Annotated in this window: 11 protein-coding genes; 4 read left to right on the top strand and 7 right to left on the bottom strand. The window is 74.5% G+C overall.

Features of this window, described 5'->3' with window-relative positions:
- Window positions 1–89: 89 nt before the first annotated feature.
- Window positions 90–890 (bottom strand): SDR family oxidoreductase, encoded by an 801-nt coding sequence (locus tag H1D33_RS04500; protein ID WP_181569260.1) that lies wholly within the window; start codon window positions 888–890, stop codon window positions 90–92.
- Between the two features lies 1 nt (window position 891).
- On the bottom strand, window positions 892–1,872 hold the full coding sequence (locus tag H1D33_RS04495) for an LLM class F420-dependent oxidoreductase (protein WP_181572912.1): 981 nt from the start codon (window positions 1,870–1,872) through the stop codon (window positions 892–894).
- A gap of 144 nt (window positions 1,873–2,016) precedes the next feature.
- On the opposite strand from H1D33_RS04495, the gene H1D33_RS04490 reads away from it, so the two are divergent.
- Together H1D33_RS04490 and H1D33_RS04485 are read left to right on the top strand one after the other, a co-directional pair.
- Window positions 2,017–3,228 (top strand): low temperature requirement protein A, encoded by a 1,212-nt coding sequence (locus H1D33_RS04490; protein ID WP_181569261.1) that lies wholly within the window; start codon window positions 2,017–2,019, stop codon window positions 3,226–3,228.
- Window positions 3,229–3,291: 63 nt separating this feature from the next.
- The gene (locus tag H1D33_RS04485) at window positions 3,292–4,143 is read left to right on the top strand and encodes a DUF1028 domain-containing protein (protein ID WP_181569262.1); all 852 of its coding nucleotides are present in this window, start codon (window positions 3,292–3,294) and stop codon (window positions 4,141–4,143) included.
- Window positions 4,144–4,176: 33 nt separating this feature from the next.
- Here the strand turns inward: H1D33_RS04485 and H1D33_RS04480 are convergent, their stop codons facing one another.
- Window positions 4,177–4,854 (bottom strand): maleylpyruvate isomerase N-terminal domain-containing protein, encoded by a 678-nt coding sequence (locus H1D33_RS04480; RefSeq protein ID WP_181569263.1) that lies wholly within the window; start codon window positions 4,852–4,854, stop codon window positions 4,177–4,179.
- Between the two features lie 10 nt (window positions 4,855–4,864).
- Window positions 4,865–5,746 carry a phosphatase PAP2 family protein gene (locus H1D33_RS04475; RefSeq protein WP_181569264.1) on the bottom strand — a complete coding sequence of 294 codons (882 nt, stop codon included), beginning with the start codon at window positions 5,744–5,746 and terminating at the stop codon, window positions 4,865–4,867.
- A gap of 93 nt (window positions 5,747–5,839) precedes the next feature.
- Here H1D33_RS04475 and H1D33_RS04470 point away from each other — a divergent pair, with 93 nt between their 5' ends.
- The gene (locus H1D33_RS04470; RefSeq protein WP_181569265.1) at window positions 5,840–6,535 is read left to right on the top strand and encodes a DUF3159 domain-containing protein; all 696 of its coding nucleotides are present in this window, start codon (window positions 5,840–5,842) and stop codon (window positions 6,533–6,535) included.
- 288 nt (window positions 6,536–6,823) lie between these two features.
- On the opposite strand, the gene H1D33_RS04465 is transcribed toward H1D33_RS04470, so the two are convergent.
- The gene (locus tag H1D33_RS04465; protein WP_181572913.1) at window positions 6,824–9,721 is read right to left on the bottom strand and encodes a glycoside hydrolase family 48 protein; all 2,898 of its coding nucleotides are present in this window, start codon (window positions 9,719–9,721) and stop codon (window positions 6,824–6,826) included.
- A gap of 844 nt (window positions 9,722–10,565) precedes the next feature.
- Between H1D33_RS04465 and H1D33_RS04460 the strand changes: the two genes are divergently transcribed.
- Window positions 10,566–12,059, top strand: a complete 1,494-nt coding sequence (locus tag H1D33_RS04460) for a GH1 family beta-glucosidase (protein WP_181569266.1) — start codon at window positions 10,566–10,568, stop codon at window positions 12,057–12,059.
- An 84-nt stretch (window positions 12,060–12,143) separates the two neighbouring features.
- Here H1D33_RS04460 and H1D33_RS04455 read toward each other — a convergent pair whose 3' ends face one another.
- Window positions 12,144–12,566 (bottom strand): roadblock/LC7 domain-containing protein, encoded by a 423-nt coding sequence (locus H1D33_RS04455; protein ID WP_091066554.1) that lies wholly within the window; start codon window positions 12,564–12,566, stop codon window positions 12,144–12,146.
- A complete protein-coding gene (locus H1D33_RS04450) occupies window positions 12,563–15,142 on the bottom strand; it encodes a sensor histidine kinase (RefSeq protein ID WP_246411693.1) in 2,580 nt (859 codons plus the stop codon). The genes H1D33_RS04455 and H1D33_RS04450 overlap by 4 nt, the downstream gene beginning before the upstream one ends.
- Between the last annotated feature and the right edge of the window lie 77 nt (window positions 15,143–15,219).

The following is a 15,219-nucleotide window of genomic DNA, read 5'->3' as shown; positions in this document are numbered from 1 at the left end:
CCGCGAAGGAGAGCGGCCGCGCGGCGCCGGTTGACGAACCGCGGCTCACGACCCGGGGCGGTTCGAGAGCGACAGGGTCAGGTGACCGGTCAGCGGTCGGCGGCGCGCAACCTGCGAACGAGCTTGCGCAGGCCGGCCTGCCAGCCGTCCGGGTCCTCGGCCCGGCGGCGGGCGTAGTCGGCCACCTCCGGGTGCGGCAGGATGAGGAACCGCTCCTCGGCCAGCCCGGCCACCACCGCGTCGGCGACCTGGTCCGGGGTGAGGATCGCCCCGGACGCGGCGATCACCCGGGCGCCCAGGTGCCGCTCGGCGAGGCCGTCGGCGAGCATCGGGGTGTCCACGCCCTGCGGGCAGAGCGCGCTGACCCGGATGCCGTCGTCGCGGTGGGTGATCGCCACCCACTCGGCGAGGCCGACCGCCGCGTGCTTGGTGGCGGTGTACGGGGCGTCGCCGACCGCGGTCAGCAGACCCGCCGCCGAGCAGGTGAGCAGCAGGTGCCCCTGCCCTCGGCGCAGCATCCCGGGCAGTACCGCCCGGACGCTGTGCAGGAGCCCGAGCACGTTGACCCGCCACGCCCGGTCCCAGTCGGCGTCGGGCGCGTCGAGGCCACCGCCGGTGGCCACCCCGGCGTTGGCGCAGAACAGGTCGATCCGGCCGTGGCGGCGCTCGGTCTCGTCGACCAGCGCGCGGACCGCCGCCTCGTCGGTGACGTCCAGCCCGACGCCGGTGGCGACCGGGCCGATCGCCTCGGCCGCCCCGCGGGCCGCGTCGGCGGCCAGGTCGGCCAGCACCACGGCGGCGGCGCCCTCGGCGGCGAACCGGCGGCCCAACGCCGCGCCGATGCCGCCGGCCCCACCGGTGATCACGACCACCCGATCGGTCAGGTTCATCTCAGGCCACCTCTCCGGCGCCGGCGCCGAGCCGGGGCAGCAGGTCCGTCCAGGCCGCCGCGCCGCCCGCGGTCGTCTCCGGGGTCGGCAGCACCGCCAGCACCGGCACGTCGACGCCGTTCGCCGCGTACCGGCGGGCGTCGGCCGCGCACCGCTCGGGCGAGCCGTGCAGCACCAGCGCGTCGACCACCTCGTCGGGCACCGCGGCGGCGGCGCCGCGCCGGTCCCCCGCCGCCCACGCCCGCCACATCTCCCCCAGGCTGTCCTGCCGGCCCAGCCACCGGTGGAACGCCGCGTACGCGGGCACGGTGAGATAGCCGGTGATCAGGCGACGACCCAGCGCACGCGCGTACCCGGCGTCCTCGGTGGGGCAGACGAAGATCCGGGCGGCGACCTCGAAGCCGGGGCGACGCTCGCCCACCTCGGCGAGCGCGGTCGGCACGTCGTCGGCGGCGAGCCAGTTGAGGATCACCCCGTCGGCTTCGGCGGCGGCGAGCCGCAGCATGCCCGGCCGCAGCGCGGCGAGCAGCACCGGCGGCGGCTCGGTCGGCGGGCGTTCCAGGGTGAACCGCCGGACCTCGAAGGTGTCGAAGGCCCCGTCGACGGTGTCGCCGCGCAGCGCCGCCCGCAGGAAGCGCAGCACGTCGCGGGTCCGCCGGAACGGCTCGTCGAACGGCACCGCGTTCCAGTCCCGTACCACCACCGGCGAGGACGCCCCGACGCCCAGCGCGAAGCGGCCCGGCGCGGCCTCGGCCAGCGCGGCGGCGCTCATCGCCAGCAGCGCCGGCCCCCGGGTGAAGACCGGGGTGATCGCGGTGCCCAGCCGCAGCCGGGGCGACCAGGCGGCGGCGAGCGTGAGCGGGGTGAACGCGTCGGTGCCGGCCACCTCCGACGACCAGACGTCGGTGAAGCCGGCCTCCTCCAGTGCCGCGTAGACGGCGGCGTGGTCGGCGAGCGTCACGCCGCCCAGCGGAACGGTCATGCCCCATCGGTTCGTCATCCGGTCGATCGTGCCCGCCGGCACCGCCCGGAGCAAGATCGGAGGCGATACGCGCGATCCGCACCGTGCTGACCGGAAAGAGTGTTACGACTGCCGGGTGGACGCGACCGAGGGCGGGAGACGGCGGTGAGGATCGCCGAGCCCGCCGCGCTGCGCTCGGGCGACGACGACGGCGACCGGGCCACGTTCCTGGAACTCTTCTTCGACCTGGTGTACGTGTTCGCGCTGACCCGGATCTCCGCGCGCGCGTTCGAGGACCTCGCGCTGCAGGGCGGGCAGACCTACTGGTCGGCGGTGACCGGCGGCGGCAAGACGTTGCTGCTGCTGCTCGCGCTCTGGATGCTCTGGCAGGGCACCGCGTGGACCACCAGCCGCTACGACCCGTACCACCTGTGGCTCCAGGTCATCGTGATCACCGCGCTGGTGTCGGCGATGGTGATGGGGGTGGCCATTCCCCGCGCGTTCAGCGGCTCCGGGCTGGCGTTCGCCGTCGCGTACGTGGTGGCGCACGTGGTCCGGTCGACGATCCTGCTGCTGGTGCTGCGCCGGCTGCAGTACCGCCGGTTGAAGCTGCGGATGCTGATCACCTACTGCGTGGCCGGGGCGCTGTGGCTGGCCGGCGCCGTGCTGCCGACCAACCCCCGGGTGGTGCTCTGGAGCGTCGCGCTGCTGGTGGAGTATCTCGGCAACCGGTTCGGCTGGCCGGTGCCGGGGCTCGGCCGCTCGACCATCTCCCGCTGGGACATCCACGGCAAGCACCTGGCCGAGCGGTACCAGCAGATCTACCTGGTGGCGATCGGCGAGACGATCCTGGTCGCCGGCCTGACCTTCACCGGCTCGCCGGGCGGCTGGCCCAGCATCAGCGCGTTCGCCGCCGCGCTGGCCACCTCCGTGCTGCTGTGGCGGATCTACGTGCAGCGGGCCGGGCAGATCCTCGGTGAGGCGGTGACCGGGGCCGAGCACCCGGCCACCATCGGCCGCTCCGCCGCCGACACCCACCTCGTCATGATCATCGGTGTGGTGGCCACCGCGATCGGCTACGAGCTGGCCATCGAGCACCCCCGCGGGCACAACGAGCTGCCGTGGCTGGCCATGGTCCTGGGTGGGCCGGCGCTGTTCCTGGCCGGGCGGGCCCGCTTCGAGTACGAGGTGTTCGGCCGGGTCTCGCCGTCGCGGCTGGTGGCGATCGCCGCGCTGCTGCTGCCGATGCCGCTGCTGGTCCGCGTCGCGCCGCTGGTCGGGGCCGTCTGGGCGGTCCTGGTGCTGGCGGCGGTGGCGGTGGCCGACGTCCGCCGGGCCTGGGGCCGCCCGCCGGAGGCGCCCGCGACGCCGTTCTGACCACCCCGGTCACCTGCGGCCGGTGCGGGGACGCCGCGCCCGCACCCGGGCTACGATCCGGCCGTGACCTTCTCGCTCGTCGCCCGCTCCACCGACGGGCGCCTGCACGGTGTGGCCGTGGCCAGCCGGTTCCTCGCCGCCGGGGCGCTGGTGCCGGCCGCCGAGGCGCAGGTCGGGGCGGTCGCCACCCAGGCGCACGCCAACCTCGCCTACCGGGCGCAGGCGCTGGCCCTGCTGCGCACCGGCGTGACCGCCGCCGACGCGGTGGCCGGCCTGGTCGCCGCCGACCCGGGGCGGGACGACCGGCAGCTCGGGGTGGTGGGGGCGGCCGGCGCCGGAGCCACCTGGACCGGCCCGCGGTGCCATCCCTGGGCCGGCGGGCAGGCCGGCGACGGGTGGGCCGCGCAGGGCAACATCCTGGACGGCCCGCAGGTGATCGACGCGCTGCGCGACGCCTGGCTGACCGGCACCGACCTGCCGTTCCCGCAGCGGCTGCTGGCCGCGCTGGCCGCCGGCGACCGGGCCGGCGGCGACCGGCGTGGTCGGCAGAGCGCGGCGCTGCTGGTGGTGCAGCGCCACGGCGGCTACGCGGGCACTGGCGACGAGCTGGTCGACCTGCGCGTGGACGACCACACCGACCCGGTCGGCGAGCTGCGGCGGCTGCTCGGCCTGCACACCATGATCTTCGGCCGTCCCGACCCGGCGACCCTGCGCGACCTCACCGGCCCGCTCGCCGTCGAGGTGGCCGAGCTGCTCGCCGCCGCCGGGCACCCGGTCGGGCCGGCCGGCCTGGACGACGCGCTCGCCGCCTGGTCCGGCCTGGAGAACCTGGAGGAACGCTTCGTGCCCGGCCGGATCGACCCGATCGTGCTGGACCACCTGCGGCGCGCCGCGCCCGGCCCGCCCGCCGGATGAGGCGGAGCAGGCCCGCCGCCGAACCGCCCGGCCTCAGCCGCCGAAGGCGAGCCGGCGGATGCCGGCCGCGGCCAGCGCCGCGCGTTCCACGTCGGTCAGCGGCAGCCGGCCGGTGGCCTTGCGCAGCACGGTGCGCGCGTCCCCGCCGAGCGCGTCCGGCACCGGCCGCCCGGCGGTGAGCACGCCGACCACCACGGCCGCCGCGGCCGGCGCCGTCCAGGGCGGCCGGTCCAGCGCGTCGGCCAGGTCCAGGCCGTGCACCGCGACCTCGACCACCCGGGTACGCAGGAACTCGGTCACCGCCATCGCGTCGCCGTGGCGGGTGCGCACCACCCGTTCGGGCGCCTCGGCGGCGACCGCCGCGTCCGTGGCCCGCCAGGCCCGGCCGAACTCCCGTGCCGCCTCGGCCACGCCGGGACGCTCCCGCGCCGCCGCCCGGGCGCCCTCGATCCGCTCCCGGTCGACCGCCGGCGCGAACTTGGCCGCGCCGAAGTAGTCGGACGCGGTCACCATCACCTCGGGCCGGGGCGGCGCGGGCTCGGCGAGCATCCCGACCAGCCGGCCGGCCCCGGTGCTCACGTGCGCCAGCAGGTCGCGTACCCGCCACGGCGGGCAGGGCGTCGGGCGGTCCAGGGCCGACTCGTCGAGCCCGCGCAGCACCCGTTCCAGCCGTTCGCACTCGTCGCGGAACGCGGCGTGCACCGGCTCCATTCCGCTGACCTCAGCCCTTCCAGCGGGGCACCAGCCGGTGCACCACGGCGAGGACCAGCGCGGCCACCACGGCGATCGTGCCGACGATGCCGGCCGCGCTGCCCGCGTACCCGACGAGGAGCGGACGGCGGCCGAGCTCCTCGACGGCGACGGTGGAGCGGTCGACCAGCCAGGACAAGGCCAGCGCGGACCCGAGCAGGGCCAGCGCGCCGCCGACGCCGAGCACGGCGGCGGCGACCCGGTGCGCGTCGCCCGGCTCGACCACGGCCCGTTCCCGCTGGAAGACCAGCAGCACCAGCCCGGCGACCGCGGCCCACGCGCCGACCAGCAGGTAGGCGGCGACCGCGTCGCTGGGCCGGTGCCAGCCGGCGGAGAGCGTGGCCACGCCGGCGGCGGCCGCGTAGCCGGCGCCGAGAAACGCGCCGGCCACCCGCAGCTTGCGGGGCAGCACCAGGATCAGCGCGACCGCCACCGAGGCGGCGACCGTGGTGTGGCCGCTGGGCAGGCTGTTGCCGGCGGCGGCCCGCTCCGGGTCGATGCCGAAGTCCGGGCGGGCGAGGAAGTATTTCAGTGCCTGGGTGCTCACGTTCGCGCCGGCGATCAGCAGCGTCGCGGTGACGGCGAGCGCCTTGCGCCCCCGGATCAGCGCGATGAAGCCGATCACCGCGGTCGCGGCCAGCAGCGACACCGCAGACATGGCGTTCAGGATGGTGTCGACCGGCCCGTCGACGCGGTCCTGCCCGATCTGGTTGCCGGTCAAGGCGACCGTGTCCAGCCACTGCCCCAGCCTGGTGTGCACGGCGAGCCGCCACAACACCAGGAACGCAGCCGTCTGGACCAAGGCCAGTACGACCAACCAGACCGCCGTCCAACCCCTCGCCGTCTCCCGCACCCGGACAACTTAGCGGTCGGCCCGCCGCCGCGCGCGTCGGAGCACCCCCGATTCCGGCGTAGGTTGAGTCGGGCGTTGTCGAGGAGGTGGCAGGTGACCGGTACGCCGGATCGGCGGTGGTCGGCCGAGGCGCGGCCGGAGTCGCTGGCCGACCTGCTGGGTGGCCGGCGGGGGGCGGTGGACGCCACGCTGCCCCCGCTGGCGTTCGGGCTCGGCTGGGTGCTCGGCGGGCTGGGCGGCGGGGTGCTCGCCGCGGTGCTGGCCGGCGCGGCGGTGGCCGGTTGGCGGTGGCGGCGCGGCGACCGTCCCCGCTCGGTGCTGGTCGGACTGCTCGCGGTCTGCCTGGCCGCGTTGGTCGCGGTGCGCACCGGCCGGGCGACCGACTTCTTCCTGCTGCAGATCGTCTCCAACGCGGCCAGCGCGTTGGCGTGGGCGGTCAGCGTGGTGGTGCGCTGGCCGCTGCTCGGCGTGGTGGTCGGGTTGGCGCTCGGGCAGCGGGCCCGGTGGCGGCGCGACCCGGCGCTGCTGCGGGCGTACGGCCGGGCGAGCTGGGTGTGGACCGCCACCTATGTGCTGCGCCTGGCGGTGTTCGTGCCGCTCTGGCTCGACGGGCAGGTGGTCGCGCTGGCGGTGGCGCGGGCGGCGCTGACGTGGCCGCTGATCGCGGCGGCGCTGGCGGTGAGCTGGGTGGTGATCCGGCGGTCGCTGCCGGCCGGGCATCCGGGGCTGCGGCACCCGGTGGGGGCGTCCGATCCGGACGGCGCACCGGTGACGGGGCCGGAAAAGTAGTGGAGAGGCCGCCACGGGGGGAGCGGCCTCTCCGTCAAATACGTTACTCCGTCCGCGCCACGGATGTGATCCCGTGGAACGTTGATTTTTGCGTGCCTTTTCGCGCCATGGGTCGTCCCCGGGCGGAGTGGTGGGCCGGTCCGTCCGCTGCGTCGGCCGGACGGCCGGCCCACCCGACCTGACCGTGGGCGTCAGGCCGTCCGCCGACCCGGCCGCTCCGTTCCCCCATCGGCCGGGTGGGCGTCCTCCGTGGGCGGGGCCTCTCCCGCCCACGGAGGAGTCGTCACCTCACCCCTGCGGGAAGTAGGTGCCGTAGTCGGCGTACGCCATGGCGACGTCCGCCTGGGCCCAGAACCGGTGGTAGTTGAAGACCGGCTCCGCGCCGCCGTTCAGGTACGCCTGCACCTTCGGCCAGTCCGGGTCCTTCTTGTAGAAGGAGCGGATGTCCAGGAAGCTCTTGCCGGCGGCGATGGCGTCGCCGTTCGGCATCTTCCCGGTCCAGCCCGGCGGCACGTAGAGACCCTGGCCGTCGGCGGCGTTGTAGACGTCGTCGAAGCGCTTGTAGTCGCCGCGCTTCTCCGGCATCGACACGCCCTTGCTGTCGGCGGCCGCCGAGAGCGCGTCCAGCAGGCCCTTGGCGGTGGTCTTCGCCGCGACGTTGCCGGACTTGGCCGCGTACGCGATGAGGGTGCGGGCGTAGGCGGCGGCGACGCCGACGTCCTGGCCCTTGACCGTCACCTCGACGTGCAGGTTGGTGTTCGGCTGCGGGCTGCTCGGGTTCCAGTTGGCCGGCTGGCCGGTCCACTTCATGTCCGACGGGATCGACCAGTTGGTGCCGGTGGTGGTGTTGGCGATCGCCCACGGCACCCACTTGTCGAGCAGCGCCTTGGCCTTGGCGTTGCCGGTCTGCAGGTAGAGCTCGGCGATGCGCTGCATCGACCAGGCCTGCATGCCGAACCACTGGTTCGACGGCGGGTCGTTGTAGACCGGGTCGACGTCGTAGAACATGCCGTAGAAGGTGGCGGTGCCGGCCGGCGGCTGGGCGTAGCTGCCGTCCCAGCTGTTGGTGGCGCCACCGGCGATGCCGCCCTCGGCGGACTGCAGCCAGGTGTAGAACTCGAGCTGCCGGTCCATGCTCTTCTGCCAGTCGGAGACCGCGGTCGGCGACTTCGGCTTCAGCTCCGCGACGTTGGTCATCGCCCAGGCCGCGAACGGGTTCTGGTAGCCGAAGTGGCTGTGGCTGGAGCCGATCCGCCACGACCAGTTCTGGCCGGCGTCGTACGCGCCACCCCAGGCGTAGTACCAGGAGAGCAGGTAGTGCGCCGAGTCACGGCCGCTGCCGGCCGGGCACGCGGACGCGCCGACGCAGTTGCCGATCTTCTTGAAGTACTTGTCGAACAGCGCGTAGCGCAGGTAGTCGCCCATCTTGGCGGCCTTCGCCACGGTGGCCGCCACGTCGGCCTCCTTGCCCTGCGCCTTGGCCCAGGTCAGCGCCCAGTAGGCGGCCTGCACGGCACGCGCGTCGGCGTCCGGCGCGTTGGTGTACTTCCACTGCTTGGCCGGGGCGTTGGACTCCTTGACGAACAGGTCGAGGTAGCCGTACTGGCCGCCGTGCTTGAACGTGTCGCAGGACGGCTGCGGCACGGTCTCCCACACCGACTCCTGGGTGCCCCGCTGGAACGTGTTGATGTAGGCGGGCTTGGTGGTGCCGTCGCCGCACCGGCCGTAGCCGTAGGTGTTGTCCACGTCGAGCAGCCAGTGCATGCCGTAGATGTCACCGGTGCCGTAGGTGGACTGCAGCTCCGAGCGCAGCGGGTCCTGGCCGACCGGGACGCTGGCCTCCAGCGCCGACGGGTACTGGCTGGGCAGGTTGTGCTCGGCGGCGTACTGCGGGGTGCCCGGCGCGCCGGCCGTGGCCTGGTCCGCGTGGCTCGGGATGATGTACTTCTCGGTCACGGTCCACGCGTTGTTGAACGGACCCCAGTTCTGGGTGACCCGACCGTACTGGGCCTCCAGCCAGATCCAGAAGCTGAACGCCTCGGACGTGGTCTCGTGCCCGTAGTCGGGCGCCTCGACGATCAGCGTCTCGATCGAGTGGTACGGCACGCCCTCGGGGCTGAAGTACCCCGAGTTCTTGATCTTGCCGTACTGGTCGAGGAACTTCTTGATGTAGGCGTTGTCGCCGCCCGGGGTGTCGTTGTCGATCTCGGTGGCGACCACCGAGACCGGCGCGTACCCGGTGGCCGACGCCGTCACGGTCGCGGTGCCACCGACGGTGTCGGCGTCCTCGGCCGCGGAGACGGTGGCGGTGACGCCGGTGCTCCAGTTGCTCGGGGTGAGCGTCAGCGTCGACGGCGACACGGTGATGTCGCTGTCCCCGGTGACGGCGAGGGTCACCGGGACGTTGGCGCTGGGCGCCGCGCTGAGCGTGTAGCGGACCGTGGCGCTGCCGCCCTCGTCGACGCTCACCGCCGACGGGGTGGCGACCAACTTCGGCCCGGTGGCCGCGGTCACCGTGAACGACTTCTCCGCGGTGGCGGTGCCGCCGGCGTTGTCGTACGCCTTGGCCTGCACGGTGTAGCTGCCGGCCGGCAGGCCGAGCAGGTCGTAGCCGTACGGGGCGGTGGTGTCGGTGTTGACCAGCAGGCCGTTGCGGTAGAACTCGACCTTGCTGATGGTGCCGTCGGGGTCGCTGGCGGTCGCCGTGAGCGGAACGTCCGCCGGGGCGGTGAACGGGCCCGCCGGCACGCCGAGCGAGACCGTCGGCGGCTGGTTGGTGGAGGCCCCGTTGCAGGCGACCCCGTTGAGCGTGAACGCGCTCGGCTTCGGGTTGCTGCCGCTGAACGAGCCGTTGAAGCCGATGTTCGTGGACGCGCCGGTGGGCAGGCTGCCGTTGTACGACTCGTTGGTCGCGGTCACCTCGCTGCCGGACTGGCTCCACTTCGCCGACCAGCCCTGGGTCACCCGCTGGCTGCTGTTGGGGAAGGAGAACTTCAGCGACCAGTTGTTCAGCGCGTCACCCAGGTTCTTGATGGTGACGTTGGCGGTGAAACCGCCGCTCCAGTCGTTTGTCGCGTAGGTGACGTCGCAGGCGGGTGCGGCCTGCGCGGCGGTCGCCGGCAGGGCCACCCCGCCGATGGCGAGGGCGGTGGCGGCGAGCATCGCCGTGCGGCGACGTCTGGCCATGAGTCTCATGTGGGCGGTGTCTCCTCGGACCGGGCCGGGACCCGGGGTCCCGGCGGGGCGCCTCCACGCGGCCGACGGGCGTACGCGGGGGGACGGAGGCGTCCGGAAAGGGGGTCGTCCCGGCCGTGCCGGGGATCGGGGCGCCGCACCGGTTGTTCACCGGGTGCCCTCGGCGGCCCGTGCTCGCGCGAGCTGGCTCCGCGTCGCGTCTCCGGAGTCTGCCATGGAAGCGCTCCCACCACAATGGCCAGGGCAGACACCCACGTCCATGTTTCGATCTCGTTTAGGGGCTTTCACAAAGCCGTGACGCGGGTTACAGTCGCAGCATCGCCGATGGGAGCGCTTCCATCGACGGAGATGTAAGTCAGTGAATCGTCGGGGACACCCGTGCCCGACGTATCCGGCCCAGTGGCCGGCGGCGATACCAGCCCGGACGCCGCCGCCGGCCATCACCCGCCAGACGGAGGGAGGTGGAACCAGAGCCACTCGCGTGGCCCGGCTCCCGCGCGACACGCATGACGGACGCCAAATCCCAGTCGTGCGTGTGTGCATCTCGGTGGGGACGGGGGTTGCCCTCCCCCGTCCCCACACTAAACCCCCGTTGTCGACGGCAAAAGAGGCCGACGGGACAGGCGTGACACGCCACCCGGACGGCCTTTCGCGCTATCCGCCCCATCCTCGCCGCTCGCCCCCGCCCCCGAGCGACACCCGCCCACCCCACTCCGGCCGCCCGCCGGCCGCGCCGCGCCCGCGCCGCGACCGCCGGATCGAGGCCGGCCGCCTCCGGCCTATGCTGGGAGCGCTCCCGGCCCCCGGGCGGCCCGTCACTTCGAGGAGAAACCCCATGTCGTTACTCACCCGACGGCGCCTGCTCCGCCGCGCCGCCCTGTCCGCGACCGCCGCCGGCGCGGCCCGGACCGGGCTCGCCGGCGCCACCGCGGCCGGGATCGCCGCCTCCGCCACCGCCCTCGGCGGCTGTGACTCCCCGCCCGAGCGCGACACCGACGCGGAGCGCGACGGCACGCTGCGCTTCCCGCCCGGATTCGGCTGGGGCGCGGCGACGTCGGCGTACCAGATCGAGGGGGCGGCCAAGGAGGACGGGCGGGGCGAGTCCGTCTGGGACACCTTCAGCCGCACCCCGGGCCGCACCCGCAACGGTGACACCGGCGACGTCGCGGCCGACCACTACCACCGCTACGCCCAGGACCTCGACCTGATGCGCGACCTGGGACTGCGCAGCTACCGGTTCTCCATCTCCTGGCCGCGGATCCAGGCCGACGGCTCCGGCCGCCCGAACCAGCGGGGCCTGGACTTCTACCGCCGGCTGGTGGACGGCCTGCACGAACGCGGCATCGCGCCGATGGCCACCCTGTTCCACTGGGACCTGCCGCAGGCGCTGCAGGACGACGGCGGCTGGGAGAACCGCGACACCGCCGAGCGCTTCGCCGACTACGCCGACGCCGTGTTCCGCGCCCTCGGCGAGCAGGTGCCGGTGTGGCTCACCATCAACGAACCCAAGACCGTGGTGCAGAACGGCTACCTCACCGGCCACCACGCCCCCGGGCACACCGACGAGGCCGCCGCCTACCTGGTGGCCCACCACCTCCAACTCGCCCACGGCCTGGCCGTGCAGGCGCTGCGCGCCTCCGGCGTGCCCGGGCGGATCGGCCCCGCGCTCAACCTGCACCCCTGCTACCCCGCCGACGACAGCGCCGAGGCCGCCGCCGCGACCACGCTCTACGACGGCTACGAGAACCGCCTCTACCTCGACTCGATCTTCAAGGGCGCGTACCCCCAGGACGTGCTCGCCGACCTGGGCGCGGACAGCCGGATGGCCAAGGGCGTCCGGGACGGTGACCTGAAGATCATCTCCAGCCCGGTGGACCTGCTCGCGGTGCAGTACTACACCCCGATCTACGTCACCGGCGGCGGCGGCACGGTCCGCCGGTGGCCCACCTCCGAGGCGGACTGGCAGCAGATCTACCCCCAGGGCATGTACGACATCCTGACCCGGGTCACCCGTGACTACGGCCGGGTGCCGATCACCATCACCGAGAACGGCCTGCCCTGCCCCGACGCCCCCGGCCCGGACGGCACCGTCGACGACCCCAACCGGGTCACCTTCCTGCGCGACCACTTCACCGTCGCCCACAAGGCGATCAGCGACGGGGTGCCGCTGGAGAGCTACCACGTCTGGTCGCTGCTGGACAACTTCGAGTGGAACGAGGGGTACGAGCAGCGCTGGGGCCTGATCTACGTGGACTACCCGAGCCAGCGGCGCGTGCTCAAGCGCAGCGCCCACTGGTACCGCGAGGTGATCCGCCGCAACGGGCTCTAGGCGGGCGCGGCCCGGCCGGCGACGCCGCCGGCCGGGTGCCCGTCAGCACCCGTCGCCGCTCAGCGCGGCAGCGCCTGGTTCGGCTCAGCGCGGCAGCGCCTGCTGCAGTTCGGCCCGCAGCGCCGGGGTCAGCATCTCGCCGGCCTGCTTGGCCAGCCGGGCCATCTCGTAGCCGACCACACCGATGTCGGCGTCCCCGCCGGCCAGCGTGGCCAGGATCGAACCGTCCCGGATCTGCATGACCAGGAAGTAGCCCCGGCCCATCTCGACCACCGTCTGCTTCACGACGTCGCCGTCGAACATCTGCGCCGCGCCCGCGGTGATGCTCATCAGGCCCGAGGTGACCGCGGCCAGCTTGTCCGCGTGGTCGCGCGGCAGGTGCGCGGAGATCGCCACCAGCAGCCCGTCGGAGGACACCACCACCGCGTGCGCCACCCCGGGAACCCGCTCGGCGAACGCGTTCACCAGCCAGCTCAGGTCACGTGCCTCCTGGCTCAACGTCGTCACTGTCGTCGTCCCCCTTCGTCGCGCGGCAGGTACATCTCGGTGGTCTCCTCGGCCTCGGCCCGTCGCACCCCGCCGTAGAAGCGGGACAGCATACCGCCGACCGCCTCCGGGTCCGGTTCGTGCCGCACCGCCGCACGGTCCGGCCGGTCGGCCGACGAGACCGCGGCGAGCTGGGCCATCGGTACGCGTACCGGCAGGCCCCGCTCGTTGGTCCCCCCGGTCACCGGCGTCCGCGCCGGCGCCGGTGTCACACCGAGCACCGACGACGTCGGTCCCTGCCGGGAGAACCAGCCGCCGGCCGCCGTCGCGGCGGCGACCGGGGCGAGCACGTCCGCGGCCCGGCCGGGTACCGGCCGGGGGCGCGGCACCGCGGCCGGCGGGCCGGCGGGCGGCCCGGCCGGCGCCGGCTCCACCACGTCGCCGAGCGGCCGGCCGGTCAGCGGCGAGACCGGCAGCGCCGGCGGGCCCGGCTGCGCCGGCGACCTCGGCGACACCGGGTGCCGGCCGGCGACCGGCAGCTCCGCGGTGGCCGCGCCGAGCGCCCGCGACGCCGCGGCGGCGTGACCGGTCAGCATCCGCGCCGGCACCGGCGGGTCCAGCCCCGGCGGCGGCGTCTCGGCCAGCAGGTCGGCCGGGATGCGGACCCGGGTGACCAGGCCCTCCCGGCCCGGACGCAACTGCACCCGCACCCCGTGCCGGAAACCCAGGTGGCTCACCACGAACAGACCCATCCGCTCGGACGCGGACACGTCGGCCGCCGGCGGCTCGGCCAGCACCGCGTTCGCCTCGGCCAGCGCGCCCGCGCTCATCCCGAGCCCCTGGTCGACGATCTCCACCAGCGCGCCCGGCCCGTCCGCCTGGACCACCACCCGCACCGCCGTCTCCGGCCGGGAGAACGCGGTGGCGTTCTCCAGCAGCTCGGCGAACAGGTGCACCAGGTCACCGACGGCGTGCCCGACCAGGTGCAGGTCGGTGCGGTTCTCGTGGCGCACCCGCTGGTACTGCTCGATCTCCGCGCTCGCCGCGAGCAGCACCGCGCCCAGCCCCACCGGCCGGTTCCACCGCCGGGTGGACTCGGTGCCGGCGAGCACCAGCAGGCTCTCGTCGTTACGGCGCATGCGGGCGGCGAGGTGGTCCAGCTTGAACAGGTTCTCCAACTGCTCCGGGTCGCTCTCCTCCCGCTCCAGGTCGTCGAGCAGCTCCAACTGCCGCTCCACCAGCACCTGACTGCGCCGGGCCAGGTTGACGAACATCGCGTTGACGTTGCGACGCATCATGGCCTGCTCGACCGCCACGTCCACGGCGCTGCGGTGCACCGCCACGAACGCCTCCGCCAGCTCACCGAGCTCGTCCTGCGAGTCGACCACCGCCGGCGGCACGTCGATCACACCCACCGGCCGGTCCACCGTCCGCAGCCGCTGGAGGGTCATCGGCAGCTCCACCTGCGCGATGCGCAGCGCCTGGCCGCGCAACTGACGCATGGCGCGGGCCACCGACCGGCCCACCAGCAGGGAGATGAGCACCGCCACCAGGAGCACCGTGACGATCCCGCCGGCCACCAGCAACGTCTCGCGCAACTGCCGGGCGCTCGCGTCGTCGGCCCGGGTCACCGCGTCGTCGACGATCTCGCCCTCGAGCTGACGGAACAGCTCCTGCCGCTGCTCGGTGGCCGCCCACCACTGCGGCGCGGACGGCAACGCCGGCTCCGCCCCGCCGGTGGGCAGGGTCCGTTCCTCCAGCCGGGTGGCGGTGACGAAGGCCGGGTCCACCGACGTGCGGTCGTAGCGGCGCACCTGCTCGGCGGTCGCCGCCACCCGGAACGCGCCCAGCGCGGTGAGCTGCTGGGCCCGCAGGTCGGTCAGCGTCACCTGGTCGTCCGGCTCGTAGCGGCCGGCGCGGGCGGCCGCGTACAGCTCGGCGCGGATCCGGGAGGACAGCTCCTTGACCCGGGCCAACTGCACGTAGCGCAGCACCGCCTCGGTCAGCGCCCGCTGGCCGTCGCCCGGCGACGGCTCGGCCAGCAGGTTGAGCAGCGCCGCGACGGCGCGGTGGTAGTTGCTGAGCACGGTGTCGGCGGAGAGCACCGCCGGCGGCACCGCCGCCCGGATGCTCACCACCTGGTCGTACGCCTCCAGCGCCTCCGAGTAGGAGACCCGCCAGGCGGCGTCTGCGTCGGCCAGCGGCTCGGCCGCGGCGCGCAGCTCGTCCACCGCCCCGTCGGTAGCCTCCTGCAACGGCCGCAGCGCGGCGACCGCGGCGTCCCGGTCGGCGCCGGTGCCGGCGCGGCGTAGCGCGGCCAGCTCGCCCGCGGAACGGTCCCGCTCCTGCTGGAGCCGGTCCACCACGGCGGTGATCTGCCGACCGATGCCGACCTGCTCGGCGAAGTCGCTCAGCGCGGTGGTCTGCCCCACCAGGCCCCGGGTCTGCACGCCGGCCAGGACCAGGAACGCCACCGAGGGGATCACCAGCACGGTGGCGAGCTTGGTGCCCATCCGCCAGTCCCGCAGCCGGAACCCGGAGCGCCGCCGGTGCGGCGGCGGGGCCGCGCCGCGGGCCGGGTCGGGACCTGCGCCCACACTTGCCTCCTCGGTCCGCTCCACCACGCCGGGGAGCGGGATCCATCCAACCAGGCCGGCCGGCCCTGTCAACGCCC

The organism is Micromonospora ferruginea, assembly GCF_013694245.2.
GTDB lineage: Bacteria > Actinomycetota > Actinomycetes > Mycobacteriales > Micromonosporaceae > Micromonospora > Micromonospora robiginosa.
The sequence above is the reverse complement of the archived record's forward strand: the minus strand, read 5'-3'. Positions and strand labels throughout refer to the sequence as shown.